General features: G+C 77.3%; 25 protein-coding genes. 15 read left to right on the forward strand and 10 right to left on the reverse strand.

All coding sequences use genetic code 11. The features are described 5' to 3' along the window. Nucleotides 1-17 precede the first annotated feature (17 nt). Both D0Z06_RS25315 and D0Z06_RS10365 read right to left on the reverse strand, forming a co-directional pair. On the reverse strand, nucleotides 18-161 hold the full coding sequence (locus D0Z06_RS25315) for a hypothetical protein (RefSeq protein ID WP_158579931.1): 144 nt from the start codon (nucleotides 159-161) through the stop codon (nucleotides 18-20). A gap of 17 nt (nucleotides 162-178) precedes the next feature. Then, the gene (locus tag D0Z06_RS10365) at nucleotides 179-694 is read right to left on the reverse strand and encodes a GNAT family N-acetyltransferase (protein ID WP_117377288.1); all 516 of its coding nucleotides are present in this window, start codon (nucleotides 692-694) and stop codon (nucleotides 179-181) included. Between the two features lie 82 nt (nucleotides 695-776). Between D0Z06_RS10365 and D0Z06_RS10370 the strand changes: the two genes are divergently transcribed. Next, nucleotides 777-1,247, forward strand: a complete 471-nt coding sequence (locus D0Z06_RS10370; RefSeq protein WP_117377289.1) for a winged helix-turn-helix transcriptional regulator — start codon at nucleotides 777-779, stop codon at nucleotides 1,245-1,247. Nucleotides 1,248-1,272: 25 nt separating this feature from the next. Here D0Z06_RS10370 and D0Z06_RS10375 read toward each other — a convergent pair whose 3' ends face one another. The 5 genes from D0Z06_RS10375 to D0Z06_RS10395 all read right to left on the reverse strand — a co-directional run bounded on the left by D0Z06_RS10375 (nucleotide 1,273) and on the right by D0Z06_RS10395 (nucleotide 5,324). Then, nucleotides 1,273-1,593: an AzlD domain-containing protein gene (locus D0Z06_RS10375; protein ID WP_117377290.1), complete on the reverse strand. Its 321-nt coding sequence runs from the start codon at nucleotides 1,591-1,593 to the stop codon at nucleotides 1,273-1,275. After that, entirely contained in the window at nucleotides 1,590-2,246 is a 657-nt protein-coding gene (locus D0Z06_RS10380) for an AzlC family ABC transporter permease (protein ID WP_233517589.1), read from the reverse strand. Before D0Z06_RS10380 ends, D0Z06_RS10375 begins: the two co-directional genes overlap by 4 nt. 110 nt (nucleotides 2,247-2,356) lie before the next feature. Next, nucleotides 2,357-2,572, reverse strand: a complete 216-nt coding sequence (locus D0Z06_RS10385) for a hypothetical protein (RefSeq protein WP_117377291.1) — start codon at nucleotides 2,570-2,572, stop codon at nucleotides 2,357-2,359. Between the two features lie 190 nt (nucleotides 2,573-2,762). Beyond that, nucleotides 2,763-3,611 (reverse strand): cold-shock protein, encoded by an 849-nt coding sequence (locus tag D0Z06_RS27260; protein ID WP_117377292.1) that lies wholly within the window; start codon nucleotides 3,609-3,611, stop codon nucleotides 2,763-2,765. A 504-nt stretch (nucleotides 3,612-4,115) separates the two neighbouring features. Further along, on the reverse strand, nucleotides 4,116-5,324 hold the full coding sequence (locus tag D0Z06_RS10395; RefSeq protein ID WP_117377293.1) for an HNH endonuclease: 1,209 nt from the start codon (nucleotides 5,322-5,324) through the stop codon (nucleotides 4,116-4,118). A gap of 182 nt (nucleotides 5,325-5,506) precedes the next feature. Here D0Z06_RS10395 and D0Z06_RS25320 point away from each other — a divergent pair, with 182 nt between their 5' ends. The 4 genes from D0Z06_RS25320 (at nucleotide 5,507) to D0Z06_RS10410 (ending at nucleotide 8,577) form a co-directional block, all read left to right on the forward strand. Then, entirely contained in the window at nucleotides 5,507-5,659 is a 153-nt protein-coding gene (locus tag D0Z06_RS25320; RefSeq protein WP_158579932.1) for a hypothetical protein, read from the forward strand. Between the two features lie 10 nt (nucleotides 5,660-5,669). After that, complete coding sequence (locus tag D0Z06_RS10400) at nucleotides 5,670-6,623, forward strand: hypothetical protein (protein WP_117377294.1); 954 nt, start codon at nucleotides 5,670-5,672, stop codon at nucleotides 6,621-6,623. Nucleotides 6,624-6,769: 146 nt separating this feature from the next. Continuing rightward, nucleotides 6,770-7,744: an ATP-binding cassette domain-containing protein gene (locus tag D0Z06_RS10405; RefSeq protein ID WP_117377295.1), complete on the forward strand. Its 975-nt coding sequence runs from the start codon at nucleotides 6,770-6,772 to the stop codon at nucleotides 7,742-7,744. Further along, a complete protein-coding gene (locus D0Z06_RS10410; RefSeq protein WP_117377296.1) occupies nucleotides 7,741-8,577 on the forward strand; it encodes an ABC transporter permease in 837 nt (278 codons plus the stop codon). Before D0Z06_RS10405 ends, D0Z06_RS10410 begins: the two co-directional genes overlap by 4 nt. 61 nt (nucleotides 8,578-8,638) lie before the next feature. Here the strand turns inward: D0Z06_RS10410 and D0Z06_RS10415 are convergent, their stop codons facing one another. Further along, on the reverse strand, nucleotides 8,639-11,254 hold the full coding sequence (locus tag D0Z06_RS10415) for an MFS transporter (RefSeq protein ID WP_158579933.1): 2,616 nt from the start codon (nucleotides 11,252-11,254) through the stop codon (nucleotides 8,639-8,641). A 190-nt stretch (nucleotides 11,255-11,444) separates the two neighbouring features. Here D0Z06_RS10415 and D0Z06_RS10420 point away from each other — a divergent pair, with 190 nt between their 5' ends. Then, the gene (locus D0Z06_RS10420; RefSeq protein ID WP_117377298.1) at nucleotides 11,445-11,648 is read left to right on the forward strand and encodes a hypothetical protein; all 204 of its coding nucleotides are present in this window, start codon (nucleotides 11,445-11,447) and stop codon (nucleotides 11,646-11,648) included. After that, nucleotides 11,645-12,490, forward strand: coding sequence for a tryptophan 2,3-dioxygenase (locus D0Z06_RS10425; RefSeq protein WP_117377299.1), 846 nt, complete (start codon nucleotides 11,645-11,647; stop codon nucleotides 12,488-12,490). Before D0Z06_RS10420 ends, D0Z06_RS10425 begins: the two co-directional genes overlap by 4 nt. A gap of 37 nt (nucleotides 12,491-12,527) precedes the next feature. On the opposite strand, the gene D0Z06_RS10430 is transcribed toward D0Z06_RS10425, so the two are convergent. After that, nucleotides 12,528-13,307, reverse strand: a complete 780-nt coding sequence (locus D0Z06_RS10430) for a sporulation protein (protein WP_117377300.1) — start codon at nucleotides 13,305-13,307, stop codon at nucleotides 12,528-12,530. Nucleotides 13,308-13,595: 288 nt separating this feature from the next. On the opposite strand from D0Z06_RS10430, the gene D0Z06_RS10435 reads away from it, so the two are divergent. Beyond that, complete coding sequence (locus D0Z06_RS10435; protein ID WP_117377301.1) at nucleotides 13,596-13,886, forward strand: hypothetical protein; 291 nt, start codon at nucleotides 13,596-13,598, stop codon at nucleotides 13,884-13,886. Between the two features lie 42 nt (nucleotides 13,887-13,928). On the opposite strand, the gene D0Z06_RS10440 is transcribed toward D0Z06_RS10435, so the two are convergent. After that, entirely contained in the window at nucleotides 13,929-15,128 is a 1,200-nt protein-coding gene (locus D0Z06_RS10440) for a sigma-54-dependent transcriptional regulator family protein (RefSeq protein ID WP_117377302.1), read from the reverse strand. A gap of 114 nt (nucleotides 15,129-15,242) precedes the next feature. Here D0Z06_RS10440 and D0Z06_RS10445 point away from each other — a divergent pair, with 114 nt between their 5' ends. The 7 genes from D0Z06_RS10445 to D0Z06_RS10475 all read left to right on the forward strand — a co-directional run bounded on the left by D0Z06_RS10445 (nucleotide 15,243) and on the right by D0Z06_RS10475 (nucleotide 23,850). After that, a complete protein-coding gene (locus tag D0Z06_RS10445; RefSeq protein ID WP_117377303.1) occupies nucleotides 15,243-17,066 on the forward strand; it encodes a flavin-containing monooxygenase in 1,824 nt (607 codons plus the stop codon). 167 nt (nucleotides 17,067-17,233) lie between these two features. Then, a complete protein-coding gene (locus tag D0Z06_RS10450) occupies nucleotides 17,234-19,189 on the forward strand; it encodes an alpha/beta fold hydrolase (RefSeq protein ID WP_147332012.1) in 1,956 nt (651 codons plus the stop codon). 421 nt (nucleotides 19,190-19,610) lie between these two features. Further along, nucleotides 19,611-20,456, forward strand: a complete 846-nt coding sequence (locus tag D0Z06_RS10455) for an alpha/beta fold hydrolase (RefSeq protein ID WP_117377305.1) — start codon at nucleotides 19,611-19,613, stop codon at nucleotides 20,454-20,456. A gap of 350 nt (nucleotides 20,457-20,806) precedes the next feature. Beyond that, entirely contained in the window at nucleotides 20,807-21,451 is a 645-nt protein-coding gene (locus D0Z06_RS10460; protein ID WP_233517590.1) for a class I SAM-dependent methyltransferase, read from the forward strand. Beyond that, the gene (locus D0Z06_RS10465; protein WP_117377307.1) at nucleotides 21,448-22,026 is read left to right on the forward strand and encodes a hypothetical protein; all 579 of its coding nucleotides are present in this window, start codon (nucleotides 21,448-21,450) and stop codon (nucleotides 22,024-22,026) included. The genes D0Z06_RS10460 and D0Z06_RS10465 overlap by 4 nt, the downstream gene beginning before the upstream one ends. Continuing rightward, nucleotides 22,023-22,400: a DUF4267 domain-containing protein gene (locus tag D0Z06_RS10470; protein ID WP_117377308.1), complete on the forward strand. Its 378-nt coding sequence runs from the start codon at nucleotides 22,023-22,025 to the stop codon at nucleotides 22,398-22,400. Before D0Z06_RS10465 ends, D0Z06_RS10470 begins: the two co-directional genes overlap by 4 nt. 70 nt (nucleotides 22,401-22,470) lie before the next feature. Further along, nucleotides 22,471-23,850: an FAD-dependent oxidoreductase gene (locus D0Z06_RS10475; RefSeq protein ID WP_117377309.1), complete on the forward strand. Its 1,380-nt coding sequence runs from the start codon at nucleotides 22,471-22,473 to the stop codon at nucleotides 23,848-23,850. Nucleotides 23,851-23,859: the final 9 nt, after the last annotated feature.

Below are 23,859 nucleotides of genomic sequence, written 5' to 3' on the forward strand. Positions count from 1 at the left end.
GCCGTCGCCCGCCGCGGTCAGCGGCGGGTGGCCAGGGTGCGCAGCTCGTGGGCGGACTCCAGCGTCGGCGCGGCGGCCGCCCACCGCTCGAGGGCCCGCTCCTCGCGGAGCCGGGCGCGGTCGCGGCGGTGGGCGCTGAGGGCGGTGCGCAGGCGGGACATGGTCGGACCTCCGGTGGTCAGGCGCCGACGGGCGTCGGCGCCGGGGTGGGGGCGGTGCGGCGGACGGCGGGGCTGCGCAGGGCCTGGACCCCGCCGTCGGGGGTGAGGGAGGCGTGGGGCAGCAGCCGCCGGGCCAGCCCGAGGGCGCGCTCGTTGTCCGCCTGGACGCTGGCGGTCAGCGTGGCGACGCCGCGCCGGGCGGCGAGGTCGGTCGGCTCGGCGAGCAGCTGGCGGCCCACCCCGACGCCCTGCCAGGCGTCCTCCACCACCACCGCCAGGTCGGCGGTGGCCGGGTCGGCGGGGGAGCGGTCGTAGCGGGCCACCCCGACGACCTCACCGCCGACGACGGCGACGAGGGCCTCGCGGCGGTCGTGGTCGACGTGCACCAGCCGGTGCAGCCAGCCCGCCGGCAGGCAGCGCAGCGGGGCGTGGAAGCGGCGGTACACCGTGTCGGGCGAGAGCCGCCCCCACAGCCGCCGGAAGGGCTCGGCGTCCTCGGGTCGCACCGGCCTGGTCGCCACCGCGATGTCCATCCCGACCTCCTGAGTTCGTGAGGTGAACTCTGCCCCGGTCGAGTGAGTTCGTCAAGCGAACCCAGCGTCGTAGACTGGGGGCATGAGCGAGGCGCGGTGGGACCGGTCCCGGTGCTCGGTCGCCGGCACGCTGGCGATCGTGGGGGAGAAGTGGAGCCTCCTGGTGCTCCGCGAGGCGTTCCTCGGCGTCCGGCGCTTCGCCGACCTGCAGCGCACCCTGGGCGCGCCGCGGGCGGTGCTCACCGACCGGCTGGCCACCCTCGTCGACCAGGGGCTGCTCCGGCGCGTGCCGTACCAGGCCGAGGGTGAGCGCCAGCGCCACGAGTACCGGCTGACCCGCAAGGGCGTCGACCTCTACCCCGCCCTGGTGGCGCTCATGGAGTGGGGCGACCGCTACCTCGCCGAGGACGGCGTGGCCCCGTTGGAGCTGCGGCACCGCGACTGCGGGGAGCCGGTGCACCTCGCGCTCGTGTGCGACGGCGGGCACCGGCTCGACGGCGCGCGGGAGGTCCGCCCGGTGCCGCACCCCTCCGTGCGCACGGCGGAGGCCTGAGCCGGCCCCCCGGTGGTACCCCCGGTCAGTGGACGCCGAGCGCGCGCAGGCCGGCGGTCACCAGCACGGCGGCGAGGACGGCGACCAGCACGTGCGCCCGCCGCCAGAGCAGCACCCCGGCCGTCGCCACACCGGCGGTGTCGGCCCCGACGCGCCACTCGCCGCCGTCGGCCAGGGCCGCGGTGACCACCAGCGCCGCCAGCAGCGCCGACGACAGCAGCACGACCACCCGGACGGCGGCCGGCGGCAGCTGCCGTGCCCCGGTCAGCGCCGGGCCGGCCCCGCGGATGGTGACCAGCACGGCCGCGCAGAGCAGCACCAGCAGCCACGCCGTCCCCGCGGTCACCCCGACCTCCGCAACCCGGCCAGCGCGGCCGTGCTGGCCGCGAGCACGGGCAGCCCCGGCGCGGCGACCGGGACCAGGGCCAGCGCGATCGCCGCGCCGGCGAGCGCGACGCCGAGGCGCAGCCGGTCGCGCACCTCGCCGGCGAGGATCGCCAGGAAGAAGGCGGGGAAGACGACGTCGAGGCCGAGCACCCGCACGTCGACCGACGCCGGGACGACGACGCCGAGGAGGGTCCCGAGGACCCAGAGCACGTACTGCGCCGCGGAGTGCCCGAACAGGTACTCGCGGTCGAAGGTCCCGTCACCGCGGGCGGCCATGGCCCAGGAGGCGTCGACGGTGGCCTGCCCCTCGAGCGCCCGCCGTGCCCGGCTGCCCCGCAGCGAGGGCCCGAGCGCCAGGCCCATGGGGAGGAACCGGGAGCTGACCAGGGCCGCCGCGCCGGCGGCCGCCAGCAGCCCGCCGCCGGCGCCCACGATGCCGAGCGCGGCCAGCTGCCCCGAGGCCGAGTACACGACCGCGGACATCACCACGGCCGCCGCCGGGGGCATGCCGAGGTCGGTCGCCACCACCCCGAACGAGACGGCCAGCACGAAGACCGCGCCCCCGTAGGGCGCGCCGTCCCGCAGACCCGCCCGGAAACCCCGCTCCGCCACCCCGCCGACCTCCCGTCCCCGCCAGACCCTGGCAGAGGGGTGATCCGGGCGGGCGGGCGGGGCGCGGCGGCGGCGCGCGGAGCGGCGCGGAGGGGCGCGGCCGCGGGTGCTCAGGCGGCCGGGGCGGCGAGCTCCGTGCCGGGTGCGCGGCGCAGCGACCACCGCAGGTCGAGCAGCTCGTTGACCCGTGCCTCGGCGACCTCGCAGGCCAGGGCGTCCTCGCCGCACGGCGCGGAGTCGAAGCGGCGGCGCAGTTCGGCCAGGGCGCGGAAGGCGTCCAGGATCGAGCGGTCGAGATCGGGGAGGCGGGGGGCGTGAGCGGTCATGGCGGCCTTCCGGCGGGGTACGGGGCCGGTGGCTGAGGCCGACGTCCCAGAGGTGGTGCGTCCCTACCCCGGAACGCGCCCCTCCAGTCCGCCCGCCGTCGACCACCTGCCCCCAGCGTGACCCGGCCCCGTTCCGCCGCCGTGTCGGCGGCGTGACGGGGCCGGGTCGGGCCGTACCGCGCTCAGGCCGTCACTCCGGCTCGACGGCCTCCGCCTGCACGCCGCGCTGTCCCTCGGCGGGGCTGAAGGAGACCCGCTGGCCCTCGTCGAGCGAGCGGTAGCCGCCGGTGTCGGCGATCGCGGAGAAGTGCACGAACACGTCGGCGCCGCCGTCGTCCGGGGAGATGAAGCCGAAGCCCTTCTCGGCGTTGAACCACTTCACGGTGCCGCCGACGCGGTCGCCGCCGCCGCGCGGGGCCGGGCGCCGGGCACCGCCGCGCGGGCCGCCGCCATGGCCGCCGGAGTCCCGGCCGCCGCCGTAGCCGCCGCGCGAGCCGCCGTCCCGCCCGCCGTACCCGCCGCCGTAGCCGGAGCCGCCGCCGGGGCCACCACCGAGGGGCCGGACGTTCTCCGCCTGCGGGCCGCGCTGGCCCTGGGTGGCCTCGTACTGCACGACCTGGCCCTCGTCGAGCGAGCGGTAGCCGCCGGTGTCGGCGATCGCGGAGAAGTGCACGAACACGTCGGCGCCGCCGTCGTCCGGGGTGATGAAGCCGAAGCCCTTCTCGGCGTTGAACCACGACACGGTGCCGGTGGCCACGCCCGCGGCGGCCCTGCCCCCGGTGCTGCCGCCCGGCCCGCGGTCGCGGCCGCCGGACGGGCGGGCCGGCGCCTCACCGGTCGGCCGGACGGTGTCGGCCTGCAGGCCGCGCTGGCCCTGGCTGGCCTCGTACTCCACCCGCTGCCCCTCGTCGAGGCTGCGGTACCCCCCGGTGTCGGCGATGGCGGAGAAGTGCACGAACACGTCGCGTCCACCGTCGTCGGGCTCGATGAACCCGAACCCCTTGCCTGCGTCGAACCACTTCACGGTGCCCTGCGGCATGTCCCTCGTCCACTCCTGCACTGTCGAGCCGGCGCGGGGTTCCTCTCCCGCCGCCGGTGCGAGGGTGCCCCTCCGGCCGGGCCGGGACGCGGGCACCCCCGCACCGATGCTCCCAGGCCCGCGGCCCGGGTGGGGGTGCCCCCCGTCACGGGCCCCCGTCACGGGCCCGGACGGCGCGCGACCGCTGGGCGCACGCGTCCGGTCAGTGCCCGGGTCCGGTAGGCGCAGCAGGACGACGAACCGCTCCGGCTGGTGCGGGTGGCTGCCTTCCCGGCCGGCGTCCCTGTCGCGGCGGGTCCGTACCGCTGTGCGCCGACGTGCGCGGGACTGGTTGTCCGCTTCCGGAGCTGGGTCACCGGTCCGGCGGACGCCGCCCTGCACTGACTGTGCGCGCACGGCTCCGGACCCGTCCGGTGCCGCCTTCCGCCCGTGGCGCGGGCAGCCCGCGGACCCGGCGCACGCGGGGGTGCGCCGGGTCCGTGGTTCTCGCTCTGGCCGTCCGGTTCAGGCGGCGAGTGGTGGGGCCGGGATGTGGATCTGGGTGCCGTCGGGGCGCCAGGTGCGCCAGGTGCCGTCGGGTTGCCGTTCGACGCGGAAGCCGTGGTGGACCTTGGTGTGGTGCCGCTCGCACAACAGCGCGCTGTTGGCGAGGCTGGTCTCTCCGCCGAGGGCCCATGCGAGCAGGTGGTGCACGTCGCACCAGTGGGTGGGAGCCCCGCAGCCGGTGAACACGCACCCGCGGTCGCGCCGCTCCACCGCCCGGCGCAGGTGCGGGGGCACCACCCGGTGGGTGCGCCCGACGTCCAGGGGGGCGCCGTCGGGGCCCAGCACGATGCGGGTGACCGCCCCGTCGCAGGCCAGCCAGCGGGCCCGGGCGGCGGAGATCGTGGCGCCGAAGCCCAGCTCCGCCGCACCCGGGCCGGTGCCGGGGTCGACCAGGTCGGCGGCGCCGAGGACCACGGCGACGTGCGGCTTGACCGTACGCAGCACCGGCAGGGTGCCGGCGGCGAGCTGGAGATCGCACAGCTGGACCAGGGCGTCGGCCTGCGCCTGGGGGCGGGTGCGCTCGTCGCCGGCGCACCGCCCGGCCTGCAGGAGGCTCTCCAGGGTGGCCTGCAGCCTCTCCCCGCCGGCGGCATCCAGCTCCAGCCGGCCGGTGAGCGACCCGTCGGCGTGCCGGACGAGGGAGAGCCGGCGGCCCTCGGTGGGGTCGGGCTCGGGCCCGTCGGGGTCCAGGCCGGCCAGGTAGTGCCGCACCACCTGCACCAGGTCGGCGTGCGGGCGCGCGGCGGCCAGGTCGGTGAGCAGCCGGTCGACCTCGGCCAGGTCCACGCCGGCGGCCGCGGCGGCGGCCAGGTTCTCCTCCCGGGTGATCGGGGCGATCGTCGCCACGGCCTCGGCCGACACCGCCCCGGCGGCGTGCGCTTCGGCCAGGGCGGGGAGCGCCTCCAGGGCCCGGCCGGCGCGGACCAGCCCGGCCGCGGTCAGGGTCGACATGCGCCCGTGCCCGCGCAGCCAGCCGGCCATGGTCTTGAGCCCGTCGAACTCGGGTGCGCCGGCCAGCTCGCAGGCCCGCACGGTGCGGGCCACCTCGGCGGCCAGCCGGTGCTGGGCGACCAGCAGCCCACCCAGGCGGGCCAGCAGCTCCGGGCCGAACGCCGTGGCCAGCTCGGCGCCGGCCAGCTCGTCCAGCGCGCTCGACAGCTGCTCCACCGCCGGGTCACCTCCCGCTCCACCGTCTCGAACGTGTGTACGGACATTACCGCCGCGCGAGGTCGCCGGTGTCGCGAATCCCCAGGTCGACGTCCTGTCCACACATTGCCGGTGCGGCCTTGACGGACCGCGGCGGCAGCCCGCTCCCGTGTGCCGGCGGCCGAAGATGGTCAGTTCTGGTCATGACCGCCGCCACGGACCGCGGCACGCTCACGGGCGACCCGGCCGGGCGGCCGGGTCCCCGCCGCGAGTGGCGGGAGCGTCGTCCGGAGGTCATCCATGGCTCCAGCCAGCCCCTGCGCCGCGCCGTCCCGGCCGGCGGCGCCGAGCCCTGAGCGGGCGGGGGTGCTGACCGGCACCAGGGTCCTGCTGGGGGCCTTCGTCGGGCTGACCGCGCTCGCCGTCGTCGCCCTGCTGATGCGGCCGGCGCAGGCGCACGAGGAGTTCGCCTGGCCGATCCACATGCCGATGACGGCGGCCTTCCTGGGTGCGGCCTACGCGGCGGGCTGCCTGCTGTCGGCCGCGGCGCTGCGGGAGCGGTCCTGGGACCGGGTCCGCGTCACCGTGGTGACCGTCGGCGTCTTCACCGCCCTGGTGCTGTGCGCCTCGGTGCACCACGCCCACCGCCTCAGCCTGGCCGACGGGGGACCGGTCGCGCGGTTCGCCGCCTGGCTCTGGCTGGGCGTCTACCTCGCCGTCCCGGTGGCCTGCCTGGCCGTGACCGTCCGGCAGGGCAGCGAGGCCGTCCGGCAGGGGGGCGCCGTGCGGCACGCGGTCGTCCGCCCGATGCCGACCTGGCTGGCCCGGACCGTCGCCGTGCAGGGCGCGGTCCTGGGCGCGGCCGGTGCGGTGCTGTTCGTCGGCGGGCTCGGGGAGCACCACCACACCACGCTGGTGATCGGGGTGCTGCCGTGGGACCTCACGCCGCTGTCCGCGCAGGTGGTCGGGTCGTGGTTGCTGGCTTTCGGCGTGGCGGCCGCCCTCGTGGTCCGCGAGCGGGACCTCGCCCGGCTGCGGGGGCCGGCGGCGGCCTACGCCGTCTTCGGGGCCCTGGAGCTGGCCGTGCTGGCCCGCTACCGGGCACAGCTCGACCACGGCGACCCGCGGCTGTGGGCCGCCGTGCTGCTGCTCCTGGGCATCGTCGCGGCCGGGGCCTGCGGGTGGTGGCTCGGCCGGTGGCGCGGGCCCGGGACCGGTGGGGTCCCGGGCCCGCGCCGGCCGGCGGCCACGTCGGAGAGCGGGAGCTCCCGCAGCACCAGGGCGAGCAGCAGCGTGACCGCCTGGAACGGCAGCAGGTAGCCGGGCACGGGCCGGCGCGGCGGCGCAGGTGATGCCTGCGGCGCGGGACGGCCGCCAGAAATCCGGTGGCGGTGCCGGCGCCCGGGCGCGCAGATTCTGTCGGTGGGTCGCGGGACGCTGCGGCCCTGCCGAGGAGGGGATGCCCCGTGCCACGTGAACTCGCGATCGAGGCCACCGGGCTGGTCAAGGCCTTCGGTGCCACCCGGGCCGTCGACGGCGTGGACCTCGCGGTGCCGGCCGGGGCGGTCTACGGCGTCCTCGGCCCCAACGGCGCCGGGAAGACGACGACCATCCGCATGCTGGCGACGCTGCTGCGACCCGACGCCGGCAGCGCATGCGTGCTCGGCCACGACGTGGTCGGCGAGGCCGACGCCGTCCGCGGTGCGATCAGCCTGACCGGCCAGCTCGCCTCCGTCGACGAGGAGCTCACCGGCCGGGAGAACCTGGTGCTGATCGCCCGGCTGCTCGGGCTGGGCCGGGCCGCCGCACGGGCCCGCGCCGACGAGCTGCTGGAGGCCTTCGGCATCAGCGGGGCCGCCGGGCGGCTGGTGAAGAACTACTCGGGCGGAATGCGCCGCCGGCTCGACATCGCGGCGAGCCTGGTGGTGACCCCGCCCCTGCTGTTCCTCGACGAGCCCACCACCGGCCTGGACCCGCGCTCGCGCACCCAGGTCTGGGAGATCGCCCGGGCGCTGGTCGCCGAGGGCACGACGATCCTGCTGTGCACCCAGTACCTCGAGGAGGCCGACCAGCTGGCCGACGGCCTCGTGGTGATCGACCGCGGCCGGGTGATCGCCGAGGGCACCCCGGGGCAGCTGCGGTCGTCGGCGGGCAGCGGGTCGCTGCACGTGCGGCTCATCGACCCCGAGCAGCGCCCCGAGGCCGCCCGGGGGCTCGAGCAGGCGGTGGGCCCGGTGGTGCTGGAGCCGGACGGCGCCGCGCTGTCGGCGGCCTGCGAGGACGCCGCGCGGGCCGCCGCCGGGGTCGCCGAGCTGGCCCGGGCGGGGGTGGCCCTCGCCGACTTCTCCCTCGGCCGGCCGAGCCTGGACGAGGTCTTCCTGGCCCTCACCGGCCACCTGGCCGCCGACGCGGCCCCCGTTCCCGAGGAGCAGCCGTCGTGACCGCCACCAGCGCCGCGTCCGGCACCACCGACACCGTCGCCGTCCGGAGGGCCATCGCCTCCACGCCGCGACCGCCGCGGCCGGGCCGGCTGGCCACCGCGCTGACCTTCGGCTGGCGCGGCATCCTCAAGATCAAGCACGTGCCCGAGCAGCTGCTCGACGTCACCCTGACGCCGGTCATGTTCGTGCTGATGTTCACCTATCTGTTCGGCGGCGCCATCGCCGGCTCCACCGGCGCGTACCTGCAGTACGTGCTGCCGGGGATCCTCGTCATGTCGGTGCTCTTCACGACCGTCTACTCCGGCGTCACGCTGAACACCGACCTCACCAAGGGCGTCGTGGACCGGTTCCGCTCCCTGCCGGTGTGGCGGCCGGCCCCGCTGCTCGGAGCGCTGCTCGGCGACAGCGTCCGCTACGTCATCGCCGGCACGGTCATCCTGGTGCTGGGGTTCGTCCTGGGCTGGCGGCCCGACGGCGGCCTGCCCGGCGCGCTGGCCGCCCTCGGGCTGGTCGTGGTCTTCTCGTTCGGCCTGTCGTGGGTCTTCACGGTGATGGGCCTGCTCCTGCGGGCGCCGAACGCCGTCCTCAACGCCGGGTTCACCGTGCTGTTCCCGCTGACCTTCCTGTCCAACGTCTTCGTCGACCCGGCGACGCTGCCCGGGCCGCTGCGGGCCTTCGTCGAGGTCAACCCGATCTCGGTGCTGGTCACCGCGACCCGGTCCCTGGTCGACGGGGCACCGGACGGCACGGCCGTCGCCGTGTCCCTCGCGGTCGCTGCGGCGCTGGCCGCGGTGTTCCTCCCGATCACCACCCGCCTCTACCGCAGCCGCTGAGCCGCTCCCGGTCCCGGGACGGGGCCGGCGGCCGTCGGGCCAGGCGTCCGGGGGCCGCCGGTCAGGTGCTACCGGTGCCGGTCGCGGCGGTGGTCCCCGCCGGCGCCTCGGTGGTGGCCGGCGCCTCGGTGGTGGCCGGTGGCGGGGTGGTGGCCGGTGGCGGGGTGCTGGCCGGTGGCGGGGTGGTGGCCGGTGGCGGGGTGGTGGCCGGTGGCGGGGTGGTGGCCGGTGGCGGGGTGGTGGCCGGTGGCGGGGTGGTGGCCGGTGGCGGGGGGGTGGTGACCGGCGAGGGTGCCGTGGTGGTCCCCGGCGCCGTGGTCGTCCCGGGTGCGGTCGTCGTCCCTGGTGGCGTCGTGGTGCCGGGGCTCGTGGTGCCGGGGCTCGTGGTGCCGGGGCTCGTGGTGCCGGGGCTCGTGGTGCCGGGGCTCGTGGTGCCGGGGCTCGTGGTGCCGGGGCTCGTGGTGCCGGGGCTCGTGGTGCCGGGGCTCGTGCTGCCGGGGCTCGTGGTGCCGGGGCTCGTGGTGCCGGGGCTCGTGGTGCCGGGGCTCGTGCTGCCGGGGCTCGTGCTGCCGGGGCTCGTGCTGCCGGGGCTCGTGGTGCCGGCGCTCGTGCTGCCGGGACCAGGCGTCCCCGCGGCCGCGGTCGTCGGCGGGGCTGCGGCGGTCGTGCCCGGCGCGGCCAGCGGCTGGCGGGCCGCGGAGGCCCCACCGGCCGGGGTGCCCCCGGCGACGACCGCGGCCGGGGAGCCGGCCACGGGTGGCGCCAGCAGGGCGCCGCCACCGCCGCCGCCGCCACCGCCGCCGCCACCGCCGCCACCGCCGTCGGCGGGCGACTCCGCCTCGGGCAGCGCCTCGCCGATCTCGCCGCCCGGGGCCGGCGTCGGGGCGGCATCGGACTCGCGGATGGCCAGTGACGCCGCGCGACCGCTGGCCTCGGTCTCCCCGACGCCCTCGCGCAGCACCGAGGCGAGGACGCCCATGCCGACGAGCACCGCGAGCGCCACCGCAGCAGTGGCCGCGCGCTCTGCCCAGGCCGGCAGGCCCCGGCCCGGCCCGGCCGGCACCGGGGTGGCCGACCGGGCCACGGCCGGGGCCGGGACGGTGGTCGCCGGCGCGGGAGCGGCCGCGGCGGGAGCGGCACCTTCGGCCGGCCGGCGGCCTGCCGTCGCCCGCAGCCGCCCAGCCGTGCCGGGGCGGAGCAGGACGCAGGCCAGGACGCCGGCCGCGAGGACCGCGGCGCCCACGAGCATCGCGATCGCCTGCCCCGCGGCGAAGGCGTCCCGCGCCCCTTCGGCGACGGCGGCCCCGCGGACCCCGAGCCCGCCGGCCACCTCGACCGCCGGGGTGACCCCGCCCTGCACCTGCGCGGCCGCGTCGGCGGGCAGGCCGCGGACGACGCCGGCGACCTCGCCCGCGTAGCCGGTCAGCAGCGCACCGGCCGCCACGACCGCGCCGAGCGCCGCCCCCACCTGCCGGCCGGCGGCGCCGACCGCGGCCGCCCGGAGCTGTGCGTCGGCCGGCAGGTCGTCGGTGACCAGCGCGGCGGCCGGTCCGAGCGCCAGGCCGCTGCCCGCCCCGCAGAGGAGCAGCGCGACCCCGACCTGCCACAGCGGCGTCCCGACGCCGGCGAGGACGGCCAGCAGCACGAAGCCGGCGCCCAGCACCGCGAGGCCGCCGGCCGCGACCGCCCGGGCTCCCGCCTGCCGCACCAGCACCGGCACGAGCGCCGCCGCGAGCGCGAACCCCGGCGCGATAGGGGTCAGCCACAGCGCGGCCGCCAGCGGCCCGAGGCCCTGGACGTGCACCAGCCACTGGGGGAGGAGGAAGAGCAGGCCGGAGAGGGCCAGGAACAGCAGCAGGACCACCAGGTTCCCGGTGGCCGTCCCGCGGGACCGCAGCAGCCGGAGGTGCAGCAGCGGGGTGCCGCTGCGCAGCTGCCGGCGCACGAAGGTGATCAGCAGACCCGCGGCGGCGGCCCGCGCGGCGATCGTGGCCGGGTCGATCCAGCCGCGCGTCGGGGACTCGACGACCCCGAAGGCCAGCGCCCCCAGCCCGAGCAGCAGGAGCAGGGCGCCCACCGGGTCGACGGGGAGGTCCGGATCGCGCGCCGGCGGGACGACGAGCGCGCTCAGCCCGAGGACGACGGCGGCCGCCGCGCCGAACGCGGCCGGCACGCTGCCCCACCACGAGAACTCGAGCAGCACACCGGCGAGCAGCAGCCCGAGCAGCGCGCCGGCGCCCGTGACCGCCAGCCACCACCCGATCACGCCCGGCCGGCGTTGCCGGGGGACGGCGTCCAGCAGCACCGCCAGCGTCACCGGGAGCACGACGGCGGCACCGACCCCGGTCAGGGCACGCAGCGCCACGAGCTGCCAGACCTGGTCCACGAGGGCGGTGGCGATGCTCGCGACGGCGACGAGCCCGAGCCCGGCCAGCAGCGCCTCGCGGCGGCCGAACCGGTCCGCGGCGACCCCGAGGGGGAGCAGCAGGCCGGCGACGACCAGGGGGTGGGCGATGACCACCCAGGTGAGCGCGGTCTGGCCCGCCCCGGTCGCGGCCGCCAGCTCCGGCAGCGCCAGGGTGAGCGACGACCCGGCGCCGACCACCAGCGCAGCCGCCGTGCACATCACCGCCAGCAGGGCGCCGCGCCCCGCGATGGCCGTGGGAGTCCCCCGCATCAAGCCCCTCCAGCCGCGCCCCGTCGGGCGCCCGGCGCCGAGCGCCCGGCACCGGTCGCGCGCCAGCATGGTCCGCCCCGGTCGGGCGGCGCAACCTCCTCGCTCGCCCTTCCCGGCCGGGGCCCTCCGGGTTGTGGGCTCCGCCCGCGGCGCGCGAGCATCGCAGCGGCAGCGGCGCGAGGAGGCGGCGATGACGAGGCACGGGACTCCCGGCGACGGGACGGCCGGGGGCGACCTCGGCTACGACACGGTGCACGAGGGGGCGGCGCAGCAGGGGGCGCACCAGGAGCGGGAGTACCCGCCGGCCGGGTCCGGCCGCGGGCCCGTGCCGCCGCGGCCGGAGGACGTCGGCGGCGACCTCTCCTACGACGAGAGCCACGACTTCCGCCGGTGAGCGCGCGGACCCCCGGGGGGGACGGCGGTACGGAGGGCCGGGGCCCGGTCACCGGGTACGCCGAGTACCTCGACCTGCCCCAGCTGCTCGGCGCCCAGCACCCGCGCAGCTCGCCGGTCCACCACGACGAGCTGCTGTTCATCGTCCAGCACCAGACCAGCGAGCTGTGGTTCAAGCTGGTGCTGCACGAGCTCACCGCCGCCTGCCGGTACCTGGGCGGGGACGAGCTGGCGCCGGCCCTCAAGTGCCTGGCGCGGGTGAAGAACGTGCAGCGCACCCTCATCGAGCAGTGGTCGGTGCTGGCCACGCTCACGCCGCGCGAGTACGCCCAGTTCCGCGGCGCGCTGGGCACCGCCTCGGGGTTCCAGTCGCACCAGTACCGGGCGGTGGAGTTCGTCCTGGGCAACAAGGACGCCGGGCTGCTCCCGGCGTTCGCCGCCGACCCGGCCGCGCACGACCTGCTGGCCGGCCTGCTGGAGGCGCCCACCCTCTACGACGAGTTCCTGCGGCTCATGGCCCGGCAGGGCGTCGCCGTCCCCGCCGAGGTGCTCGACCGGGACGTGCGGGAGGCGTGGACGTACCGCCCCCAGCTGGTGCCGCTGTTCCGCGCCGTCTACGAGGACCCCGGTGCCCCGTGGGGCTTCTACGAGGCCTGCGAGAGCCTGGTCGACATCGAGGACAACCTGCAGATGTGGCGCTTCCGCCACCTGCGCACCGTGCAGCGGACCATCGGGGACAAGCGGGGCACCGGCGGGTCGGCCGGGCTGGCCTTCCTGCGCCGGGCGCTCGACGTCACCTTCTTCCCCGAGCTCTACGCCGTCCGCACCGTCATCGGCACCTGAGCCGCGGCCCCCCGGCGGGGAGCCGCGGCGCCGGACCTCAGAGCCAGCCGCGCCGTGCGCCGAGCTGGCGGACGACCTCGTCCAGCCGGGCGGCCACCGCGTGCAGGTCGGTGTCGGAGTGCGCCAGGCGCAGCCGGCCGCTCACGTCGCGGCCCTCGGTGAGCAGGCCGCCGCGCCGGTCGACCTCCAGCACCACCTCGACCCCCTGCGGGTCGGCCAGGAAGGTCACCTCCACCTCGTTGACCCGGCCGCGCAGGGACATCGGCGGGGCGAACTCGACCTCCTGGTAGAAGGGCAGCGCGCTGCCGGGCAGGTGGCCCTTCTCCACGTCGGCGCCGCGGAAGGAGAAGCCGAGGCCGTCGAGGGCCTGCAGCACGGTGCGCTGCACCGGCAGCGGGGTGACGGTCACCGGGTCGAGGTCACCGGGGTCGACGGCGCCGCGGACGTCGACCCGGGTGCGCAGGCCGACCCGCATGCCGCGCAGCGTCCAGCCGTCGATGCTGGTGATCGGGCACTGCCACGGGACGGCGAGACCGAACGGGATGGCGTGCCGGGCGCCCGGCTCGATCCGGCCCGCGCCGGCGACGGTGGCCGTGCCGAAGGCGACGTTCTCCTTCCAGGAGTTGTCCCCGCGCTCCACCTCGACGGTGGCCTCGAGGGCCACGCGGATCTCGGTGATCTCCTGGGCGACGTCGCCGCCGGTGAGGTGGACGGTGCCGGTGACGGTGCCGCCCGGGGTGGTGGTGGGGGTGTCGAGGACGGCGTCGACCGACGCGTTGCCGCCGCCGAGCTTGGCCATGAGGTCGCGGAAGCCCACGGGGGTGCTCCTCCAGGGGTGGGGTCGGGTGTGCCGCGGCATGATGCACGCCGGCCGGTCGCGGCGGAACCTCCGGGCGCGCCGTCCAACGCGGTGCGTTGACGTGACGTGGGTCACTGATTACCGTGACGCCGACCCGAACGACCCCGCGGCCGGGCGCCGCGGCCGTCCGGCGCTGGGGCGAGCCCGCTCGACGACGACGAGCCGCCGCCGGCCTGCTCGAGCGGGCCGGCAGGCTGCCGGGTGCCGCCGGTGGATCCGGGCCGCACCCCCAGGAGAGGCGACCCGATGACCGCGAGTCCGGCGGTGTCCCCGGCCGACGACCCCCGCCACGCGTCGGCGCGTTCCGTGGCACGGCCCGTCCCGGCCGCGGTGGCGGCCCCGTCCGCGCCGCCGCGGAGCCCGGCGGTCACCACCGGCCGGCCCGTCCCCGCCGGCATGTTCACCGCGATCTGCGCCGAGCTCGGCTACGACCCCTACGCGGTGCTGTCGGTCCGGCTCAATGCGCGGGAGGTCGTCGTCACCCGCTCCGACGAGCACGGGGGCCTGGGCACGGTGACCCACCCGGTCGAGCCGTAGGGGCCGCCCGGCGGGGCGGGCGCGCGGGCGGACCGCGCGTCCTCAGGCTCCTCCGGGCGCCCGCACGGTCAGCGTGACCCCGTCGGCGAGCCGGTAGGGCCGGGTGTCGACCAGGCCGCCGACCGCCCGCCGCAGCCGCGACACCTCGGCGCGGGCGGTCACCCGGTGCGCGTCGTCCCCGAACAGGGCCGTGCTGAGCCCGGCGGCGCTCACCCCGGCCCGTCCCGCGCGGTGCAGCAGGACCAGCAGCTCGGCGTGCCGGCGGGTCAGCGGCGTCCGCCACGGCTCGCCGTCCCCGGGGTCCAACCGCAGCACCGGCGCGCCGGTGAGGTCCAGCTCGGCGCGCAGGTCGGTGGCCCGGTCCGGCGGGCGGACCAGCCAGCCCTCGCCGAGCCGCTCCGGCGTGCAGAGGCCCAGCCCCGGCACGGCGATGAGCCGGTCGGCCCGCGGGACCTCGAGCCGGTCCCGGACGGCGATGCCCGCCTGGTGGGCCACCCAGCCGTCGTCGTCGACGAGCAGCACCGGGCCGCGGACGGTGGCCAGCACGCCCTGCGCGGACCGGCGCACCCGCTCCAGGTGCTGCTGGTGGTGCCGCCACAGCCGGGACTCGGCCAGCCGCACCGCCGTCTCGACCAGCGCGCCGATCAGCGGGTGCAGGGTGAGGGCCGGGCCGCTGACGTCGACCACGCCGAGCAGCTCCCCGGTCGCCGGGTGGTGGATCGGTGCGGCCGTGCAGTACCAGGGGTGCTGGGCCTGCTCGAAGTGCTCGGCGGAGAACAGCTGCACCGGCGCCGCCTCGGCCAGCGCCGTCCCGATCGCGTTGGTGCCGACGACGCCCTCCGTCCACAGCGCGCCGGGGGTGAAGCCGAGGGCGTCGGCGCGCAGCTGCACGGCCGCCGATCCCTCGCGCCAGAGGATGACCCCGTCGGCGTCGGTCACCACGACGAGGAAGCAGGAGGCGTCGGCGGCGCTGACCAGCACCTGCCGCAGCTCGTCGACCACCAGCGACAGGGCCGAGCGGGCCCGCCGCGCCTCCAGCTCGGCCAGCGGCAGCGGCCGGCGGGTGTTGGCCCGGGACGGGTCGAGGCCCAGGCCGAGCACCCGGGACCAGGAGCGGGCGACCACGTCCCGCGGCTGCGCCGGCGGGCGCCCGCCGCCGATGACCGCGTCGTGCACGCGGACCAGGACGCGGGCGTGCTGCGAGAGGTCCGTGCCCGGGGTGATCGCCGAGAAGCCGGGCACGGGCACCTCCAGGTCGGCACCGCGGGATGCAACCGGCTGCAACCCTCCCGCGCCGGCCCCGGGTGCGGTGTGCTCCCCATCACACCACGCCCGAACCCCCCGGGAGGAGACGCGATGACGCAGACCCTGGACGCCCCGCCCACCACCGCCGAGCAGCGCGCGCAGACCTGGCTGACCGGGTTCGAGGACGCCCTGCGGGCCCGCGACGTCGGCCGCGCCGCCGGCATGTTCGCGACCACCAGCTTCTGGCGTGACCTGGTCTCGTTCACCTGGAACCTCACCACCGTCGAGGGGCGCGCGGGCGTCACCGGCCTGCTCGAGGGGACGCTGGAGAGCACCGACCCGTCGTCCTTCGCGCTGGAGGAGCCGCCCGAGGAGGCCGACGGGGTGACCACCGCGTGGTTCACCTTCGAGACCGGGCCCGGCCGCGGCCGCGGTCTGGTGCGGCTGGTCGAGGAGGACGGCGAGACCCGGGCGTGGACCCTGCTCACCACGCTGCACGAGCTCAAGGACCACGAGGAGCCGCGCGGGCCGCGCCGGCCGATGGGTGCCGAGCACGGCGCCGACCGCGAGCGGCTCACCTGGGCCGAGCGCCGGGAGCGGGAGGAGGCCGAGCTCGGCGTCACCGTGCAGCCCTACGTGCTCGTCGTCGGCGGCGGGCAGGGCGGCATCGCCCTCGGCGCGCGGCTGCGGCAGATGGGCGTCCCCGCGCTGGTGGTCGACAAGCACCCGCGGCCGGGCGACCAGTGGCGCGGCCGGTACAAGTCGCTGTGCCTGCACGACCCGGTCTGGTACGACCACCTGCCCTACCTGAAGTTCCCCGACAACTGGCCGGTGTTCTCGCCGAAGGACAAGATCGCCGACTGGCTGGAGTCCTACGTCCGGGTCATGGAGATCCCCTACTGGGGGAGCACGGAGGCCAGGCGCGCCACCTACTCGCCGGAGGCGGGGGAGTGGACCGTCGAGGTCGAGCGCGAGGGCGCGCCGCTGACGCTGCGCCCGAAGCACCTGGTGCTGGCCACCGGCATGAGCGGCAAGCCGAACGTGCCGGTGCTGCCGGGGCAGGACGTGTTCCGCGGGGACCAGCACCACTCCTCGGCGCACCCGGGCCCGGACGCCTACGCGGGGAAGCGCTGCGTGGTGATCGGGAGCAACAACTCCGCGTTCGACATCTGCGGCGCGCTGTGGGAGGCCGGCGCCGACGTCACGATGGTGCAGCGCACCTCGACGCACATCGTCAGGAGCGACAGCCTCATGGAGATCGGCCTCGGCGCGCTCTACAGCGAGCAGGCCGTGGCCGACGGGGTCACCACCGAGAAGGCCGACCTCGTCTTCGCCTCGATCCCGTACCGGATCATGCACGAGTTCCAGATCCCGCTGTACGAGCAGATGAAGGAGCGGGACGCCGACTTCTACCGGCGGATGGAGGCCGCCGGCTTCTGGCTCGACTGGGGGGACGACGGCTCCGGGCTGTTCATGAAGTACCTGCGCCGCGGCTCCGGTTACTACATCGACGTGGGCGCCGCCGACCTGGTGGCGAACGGGGACGTGCGGCTGGTGCACGGCCAGGTCGACCACCTCACCGAGGACGCCGTCGTCCTCGAGGACGGCACGACGCTGCCGGCCGACCTGGTCGTCTACGCCACCGGGTACGGGTCGATGAACGGCTGGGCGGCCGACCTGATCAGCCAGGAGGTCGCCGACCGCGTCGGCAAGGTGTGGGGCCTGGGCTCGGACACCACCAAGGACCCGGGCCCGTGGGAGGGCGAGCAGCGCAACATGTGGAAGCCCACCCAGCAGGAGGGGCTGTGGTTCCACGGCGGCAACCTGCACCAGTCGCGGCACTACTCGCTCTACCTCGCACTGCAGCTCAAGGCCCGCCACGAGGGGATCCCGACGCCGGTGCACGGGCTGCAGGAGGTGCACCACCTCTCCTGACCGCCCGGCCGGGGCGGCGAGGCCCTCCCGCCCCGGCCGCGGCCGCGCCCCGGCGGGCGGTTGACCTGCGGTTCTGGTACGCAGGGAGCCGAACCGGGGCGGGCGTCGCCCCAGGGGGACGGCACGAGGTCGACGCCACGCCCTCCGACACCCACGGAGAGGCCCCCATGGACCGTCGTCGCGCGGCGTTGCTGCTCAGCCCCCTGCTCGTCCTCGCCGCCTGCGGCGGATCCGGAGGGGAGGGCGCCGGGCAGGACGTCGCGGCGGCCGCCTCGGCCACCCCGGCCGGGCCTCCTCCGGAGGTGGAGTGGGGCGCCTGCGGGTTCCAGGTCCCCGCCGGTGTGCAGATCGACTGCGGGACCCTCCCGGTCCCCGCCGACCGCGCCGACCCCGGGGCCGGGACCGTCGACCTGGCCTTCGGCGTGGTCCGCACCCCGGACCCGGACCCGGCCGCGACCCCGGTCGTCTACCTCTCGGGCGGGCCGGGCCAGAGCACGCTCGAGCTGGTGCCGCAGGCCTACGGGCAGCTGTACGAGCCGCTGGCCCGGGGCCGCGACCTGGTGCTGCTCGACCAGCGCGGCACCGGCCTGTCGCAGCCCTCCCTGGCCTGCGAGGAGTACGGCTCCTGGGTCCGCGAGTCCCTGGGGGCCGGCCTGTCACCGGAGGAGCTGCGCACCCAGGCGCTGGACTCGCTGGAGCAGTGCCGGGCGCGGCTGGTCGAGGAGGAGGGCGTCGACCTGGACGACTACGACAGCGTCGCCTCGGCCGCCGACCTCGACGACCTCCGCCGGGCCCTGGGTCACGAGCAGTGGGACCTCTACGGCATCTCCTACGGCACCCGGCTGGCGCAGACGGTCCTGCGCGAGCACCCCGAGGGCGTGCGGTCGGCGGTGCTCGACGCGGCCTACCCGGTCGACGCCGACCTCTACGAGGAGACCCCCAGCAACGCCGTGCGGGCCATGGAGGCGCTGTTCGACGCGTGCGCGGCCGACCCCGCGTGCGCCGAGGCCCACCCCGACCTCGGCCGCACCGTCCGCGACCTGGTGGCCGAGCTCGACGCCGAGCCGGCGCCCCTCACCGTCGTCGACCCCGCCACCGGCCAGCGGGTGCAGGACGAGCTCAGCGGGGCCGCCCTCGCCGGGTTCCTGTTCCAGAGCCTCTACTCGACCGAGCTGGTCGACCACCTGCCCGAGATCATCGCGGCCGCCGACGAGGGCCGGTACGACACCATCGGGCTGCTCCTGGGCGCCCTCTCCCAGCAGCTGGACCTGGTGGCCGTCGGCCAGCAGCTGGCCGTGCAGTGCGAGGAGGAGGTCGCGTTCAGCTCCCGCGAGGCGGTCGCGGAGGCGGCGGCCGAGCACCCGCTGGTCGAGGGCTTCCTGGACGGCGCGGTGACCCTGGGGCCCGGCGTCTTCGAGGTCTGCGACGCCTGGGCCGCCGGCCGGCCGGACCCGGCGGCGGACGAGGCCGTCAGCAGCGACGTCCCCGTGCTCGTGTTCGCCGGCGAACTCGACCCGATCACCCCGCCCCGGTGGGGTGAGGACGTCGTGGCGGGCCTCTCCGACGCGCGGCTCGTGCTGTTCCCGCACACCGGGCACGGCTCCCTGCCGTCCCACGACTGCGCCGTCCGCATCGCCACCGAGTTCCTCGACGACCCGGGCACCGAGCCGGGCACCGGCTGCGTCGACGAGGTGCCGCCGCCGACCTTCACCGCGGCCGGCGTGGACGTGGCGATGACGCCCTTCGAGAGCGAGGAGCTGGGCCTGGCCGGCATGCGACCGGAGGGCTGGACGGAGGTCCTGCCCGGCGCCCACCAGGAGTCGGCGCTGGTGTCGCTGGTGCAGCGGGTGGTCCCGGGGGCCACCGCGGAGCAGCTGCTGCAGCAGCTCGCGGCCCAGCTGGGCACCGGGCAGCCGCCGCAGCCGGTCGAGCAGCTGCAGACCGGAGCCCTGTCGTGGGACCTGTACCGCCTCGACGACCTCGGCCAGCGGGTCGAGCTGGCGCTGGCCGACAGCCCGCAGGGGCTGGTGCTCGTCCAGCTGACGACGACGCCGGAGCGCGCGGACGTCCACCGCGAGCAGGTCTTCCTCCCGGCGGTCGAGGCGCTGACCCCGGCGCCCTGAGCCGGCCCCGCCGCGCGCCCGACCCGTCGGCCGAGGGGGGCGGGCGCGCGGCCCGGTCGCCGGACCGTTGCCGCCGGTGGCCGGCGTCACTAGCGTCCGGGCACCGCGGGGGCCCGACGAACGCCAGGAGGAACCGTGACCACGACGTCCGAACCCGCCGCGGCCCCCGCGTCGCCCACCGCCGGGCCGCGGCTGCCCGGCCGACTCGGGGACCCCACCGCCGAGTACCGCACCGACCCCCGGGCGGCCCGTGCGCTGCGGGAGGCACTGGCGCGGGTGGGGCTGGACGCGCCGGCCGCCGAGCCGCCGCTGGACCGCGAGGCCCCGCTCGAGGCGCGGATGCAGTTCATCCGGGGGGGCGCACGACGCGTTCGAGGGCCTGTACGCCGCGCTCGAGGCCGGGCGGCCGCCCCGCGACGACGTGACCCGCACCGAGCGCGCGGTGCGGGGCCGCGGCGGGCACGACATCCCCCTGCACGTCCTCCGCCCCGCCGGCGCCGACCGGGCGCTGCCGGGGGTCGTGTACGTGCACGGCGGGGGGATGACGATCCTGGAGTGCGCCAACCGCGTGCACCTGCGCTGGTGCGAGGACCTCGCCGCGCACGGGCTCACCGTCGTCGCGGTCGACTTCCGCAGCGCCGGCGGGCCGGCGGGGCACTTCCCGTTCCCCGCGGGGCTCGAGGACTGCTGCGACGCCGTCGACTGGATCGCCGCGCACCGCGACGAGCTGGGGATGTCCTCGGTCGTCCTGCAGGGGGAGTCCGGCGGGGCCAACCTCGCGATCGCCACCACGCTGGCGGCCAAGCGGGCCGGGACCGTCGGGGCGATCGCCGGGGTGTACGCGGCGGTCCCGTACATCTCCGGCGGCTACGGCTGGTCGCGGGAGGAGAAGCTCGCCGAGCTCCCCTCGCTGGTGGAGAACGAGGGCTGGTTCCTCAACACCGCGATGATGGACCTGCTGGTCAGCGGCTACGACCCCGACGACGCGCACCGGCGGGACCCCCTGGCCTGGCCGTACTTCGCGACCGAGGAGGACCTCGCCGGGCTGCCGCCGCACGTCGTCACGGTCAACGAGCTGGACCCGCTGCGCGACGAGGGCATCGCCTACTACCGCAGGCTGCAGGCCGCCGGCGTCCCCTCGACCGGGCGGGTCAACCTGGGTCTCACCCACGCCGCCGAGCTGATCTTCAAGGAGGCCGTGGGCGACGTGTACGACTCGACGCTCACCGACATCGCACGGTTCACCCGGGCGGTGTCGACCGCCTGAGCAGCCCCGCGGCACGACGCGGCCCGGCCCCCGTGGGGGTGCCGGGCCGCGTCGTGCGCCGGCTCAGGCCGCGCGCCGGAGCGGCGCCGCGGCCGGGCAGGTCCACCGCATCTCCAGGTGCCGGTGACCGGCGGCGTCGACGACGGGCACCCAGCGCAGCTGCGGGCGGGGCTGCGTGTTCATGCGTGTGGCCACCTCTCGTTCACCTGTTGTTCACCTGGTGACCGACCATCGTCCACCTCGTGCCGGAAGCGCAGCGACCGTGACCGAACCGTGACCCGTGCTGTCGCGGTTGGCCGCACCGGGCGGCGGGCATGCCGGGGCCAGCCGACCGCCGGAGGACAGCTGCCGTGACCCGCCCCGACCGCCCGACCTCGTCCCCCCGCGTCCCGCCCACCCGGGTGGACGCCAACCGGCTGTGGGTCGACTCCCGGCCGCGGGCCCTCCTGCAGCGCCGGGTCGAGGCCGCCGAGCTGCGCCGGCTCGGCGGGCCGCAGACCGGCGGGCGGGTGCTGGAGCTGGGCACCGGGCGGCGCGGGACGGGGCTGCGGCTGGCCCTCGAGGCCTTCGGGGCGGCGCACGCCGACGGGGTCGAGCTGCACGACGGCAGCGTGCGGGCCTGCCGGGCCGCGGTGGCCGACCTCGGGGACCGGGTCACCGTGGCGCAGGGCGACGCCACGCGGCTCGACGCGCCGGACGGCAGCTACGACGCGGTGTTCGGCTACCACGTGCTGCACCACGCGGAGGACTGGCGCGCCGTGCTGGCCGAGGCCGCCCGGGTGCTGCGGCCCGGTGGCCGGCTCTACTCGTGCGAGATGACCGCCCGCTTCGTCGACAGCCGGCCGCTGCGCGCGGTGTCCTTCCACCCGGCCGACGGCGACCGGCCCACGCCGGAGGGCCTGGCGGCCGCCTGCCGTGCCGCCGGCCTCGACGTCACCGGGCAGGCCACCCGGCTGGCCGGCTGCTGGACGGCGCTGGTCGCCGCCCGCCGGTGACCCGCCCGGCCCCGGACGCCGCCCGGCCCGGGCCCACCGTCCGCTCCGCCCTGCGGCTGCTGCGCCGCCACGCGGGGCCGGCCTACCTCGCCGCCGTCGGGGCGACGCTGGTCAACACGGTCCCCGACGTCGTCCGCCAGCTGCTGGTGTACGACGACCCGCGGCTGTCGGCCGCCGTGGTCGTCGACGCCGTCGGCCTCCTCACCGGCCTGGTCGCCCAGCTCTGGGTGACCGGGGCGCTCGCCGGGCTGCCGCGCGACGGCCGGCTGCGCGCCCGGGGTGCCCTGGGCCGGGGGACGGCGCTGGCCTGGCGGGCGGTGCGCACGGCGCCGGCGACCGTGCTGGCCGGCGTGCTGCTCGGCGGCGCGGTGTCGGCCCTGCTCACCGTCCCCGCCACGGTGGCCGCGCTCGGGGTGGGCGGGATGATCGGCCCGCTCGACGCCCCGTCGGCGGCCGCGTTCACCGTCGCCACGGTCAGCGACGTCGTCGCCAGCGCGGTCACGCTGCCCTTCCTGGCCCTCGTCCTGGTCCTGGCCGGTTCGAGCGGGCGCCGCGCGGGCACGGGGGAGCCGTGAGCGAGGAGTGGGACGTCAGCCGCAAGGGCGTCGGGACGCTGTCGATCTGGCTGGGCACGGCCGCCCTGGTCGCCCCGCGGGCGATCACCCGGTGGCTGGGGGTGCGCGAGCCCGCCCCGCGGGGCGACCGGGCGCTGCCCCTCCTGGTCCGGCTGGTGGCGGCGCGCAACATCGCCATGGGGGCGGCGCTGCTGGTCAGCCCGGCCCCGCAGGCGCGCCGCACGACGGAGGTGACCCTGCTGCTGACCGCCCTGGACGCCGCCGCCGTGCTGGTGGCGCGCCGCGGCGGGGACGTCGCCCCGCGCAGCGCCGCCCTGTCGCTGGCCGTGCTGGGGACCGCGGCGGCCGGGGCGGTGCGCTGGCACCGGCGCTGACCGCGCCAGGGCCGACCGTGCACCGGCGCTGGCCGCGCGCACCGGCGGGCGGTGACCTACGGTCGGCGCCGTGGTCAAGCGCCTGGTCGTCGTGGGAGGGGACGCCGCCGGTGGCAGCGCGGCGTCGCAGGCCAGGAAGCGGGACCCCGGGCTCGACGTCGTGATGTTCGAGCGCGGCCGGGCCACCTCGTACTCCGCCTGCGGGATCCCCTACTGGATCGGCGGGGCGGTCGACAGCGAGGCGCAGCTCATCGCCCGCACGCCCGAGCAGCACCGCGCGGCCGGCATCGACGTGCGGATGCGCACGGAGGTCGTCGGCGTCGACCTCGACCGCCGGGTGGTGCACTGGCGCGAGCTGGACGGCGACGGGCAGGGCCGGGAGCCCTTCGACGACCTGGTGCTGGCCACCGGCAGCGTGCCGATGCGGCCACCGGTGCCGGGCATCGACGCCGAGGGCGTGCACGGCGTCCAGGTGCTCGACGACGGGGTCGCGCTGCGCGAGCAGCTCTCCCGCGAGGGCGTGCGCCGCGTGGTCGTGGTGGGCGGCGGCTACATCGGCCTGGAGATCGCCGAGGCCTGCCGGGTGCGCGGGCTGGACGTGACGGTCGTCGACCTCTCGGCCACCCCGATCGGCACCTTCGACCCGGACGTCGGCGCGCTGATCGCCGACGCGGTCCGCCGCGAGGGCATCCGGCTGGTCCTCTCCGACCCGGTCACCGCCATCGAGGTCGACCGCACCGGCCGGGCGCGCGCCGTGCTCACCCGCAGCGGTCTGGAGCTGCCGGCCGACGTCGTCGTCCTCGGGCTGGGGGTGCGGCCGGACGTGCGGCTGGCCCGGGAGGCCGGCGTCCCCCTCGGGACGTCGGGCGGCATCGCGGTGGACGCCCGCATGCGCACCGAGGCCGAGGGGGTGTGGGCCGCCGGTGACTGCGTGGAGTCCCGGCACCGGCTGTCGGGCCAGCGGGTCGTGGTCGCCCTCGGCACCCACGCCAACAAGCAGGGCCGGGTGGCCGGCATCAACATCGGCGGCGGCTACGCGACCTTCCCGGGCGTCATCGGGACGGCGATCACCAAGATCTGCTCCCTGGAGGCCGCCCGCACCGGGCTCTCCTCGGAGGAGGCGGAGCTGGCCGGCTACTCCTTCGTCACCGCGGCGGTGGAATCCACGACGAAGGCCGGGTACTTCCCGGGCGCCCAGCCGATCCGGGTCAAGATGATCGCCGAGCGGCGCAGCGGCCGGCTGCTCGGTGCCCAGGTGATCGGGGACGCCGGGTCGGCCAAGCGGATCGACGCGCTGGCGATCTGCATCTGGAACGAGATGACCGTCGACGAGGTCCTCTCCCTCGACCTCTCCTACGCCCCGCCGTTCTCCCCGGTGTGGGACCCGGTCCTCATCGCGGCGCGGAAGGCCTTCGAGGCCGTGGAGGAGGACATCCGCGGCCTGCTGTGACGGCCCGCG

It is taken from the genome of Geodermatophilus marinus (assembly GCF_003428645.1).
Classification (GTDB): Bacteria; Actinomycetota; Actinomycetes; order Mycobacteriales; family Geodermatophilaceae; genus Geodermatophilus.

Excerpts from the sequence above, each read along its gene's own strand:
- D0Z06_RS10415 (WP_158579933.1), bottom strand. The coding sequence starts at position 11,254 with ATGCGGGGGACTCCCACGGCCATCGCGGGGCGCGGCGCCCTGCTGGCG.
- D0Z06_RS25315 (WP_158579931.1), bottom strand. The coding sequence starts at position 161 with ATGTCCCGCCTGCGCACCGCCCTCAGCGCCCACCGCCGCGACCGCGCC.
- D0Z06_RS10420 (WP_117377298.1), top strand. The coding sequence starts at position 11,445 with ATGACGAGGCACGGGACTCCCGGCGACGGGACGGCCGGGGGCGACCTC.
- D0Z06_RS10445 (WP_117377303.1), top strand. The coding sequence starts at position 15,243 with ATGACGCAGACCCTGGACGCCCCGCCCACCACCGCCGAGCAGCGCGCG.
- D0Z06_RS10450 (WP_147332012.1), top strand. The coding sequence starts at position 17,234 with ATGGACCGTCGTCGCGCGGCGTTGCTGCTCAGCCCCCTGCTCGTCCTC.
- D0Z06_RS10370 (WP_117377289.1), top strand. The coding sequence starts at position 777 with ATGAGCGAGGCGCGGTGGGACCGGTCCCGGTGCTCGGTCGCCGGCACG.
- D0Z06_RS27260 (WP_117377292.1), bottom strand. The coding sequence starts at position 3,611 with ATGCCGCAGGGCACCGTGAAGTGGTTCGACGCAGGCAAGGGGTTCGGG.
- D0Z06_RS25320 (WP_158579932.1), top strand. The coding sequence starts at position 5,507 with ATGACCGCCGCCACGGACCGCGGCACGCTCACGGGCGACCCGGCCGGG.
- D0Z06_RS10385 (WP_117377291.1), bottom strand. The coding sequence starts at position 2,572 with ATGACCGCTCACGCCCCCCGCCTCCCCGATCTCGACCGCTCGATCCTG.
- D0Z06_RS10365 (WP_117377288.1), bottom strand. The coding sequence starts at position 694 with ATGGACATCGCGGTGGCGACCAGGCCGGTGCGACCCGAGGACGCCGAG.
- D0Z06_RS10435 (WP_117377301.1), top strand. The coding sequence starts at position 13,596 with ATGACCGCGAGTCCGGCGGTGTCCCCGGCCGACGACCCCCGCCACGCG.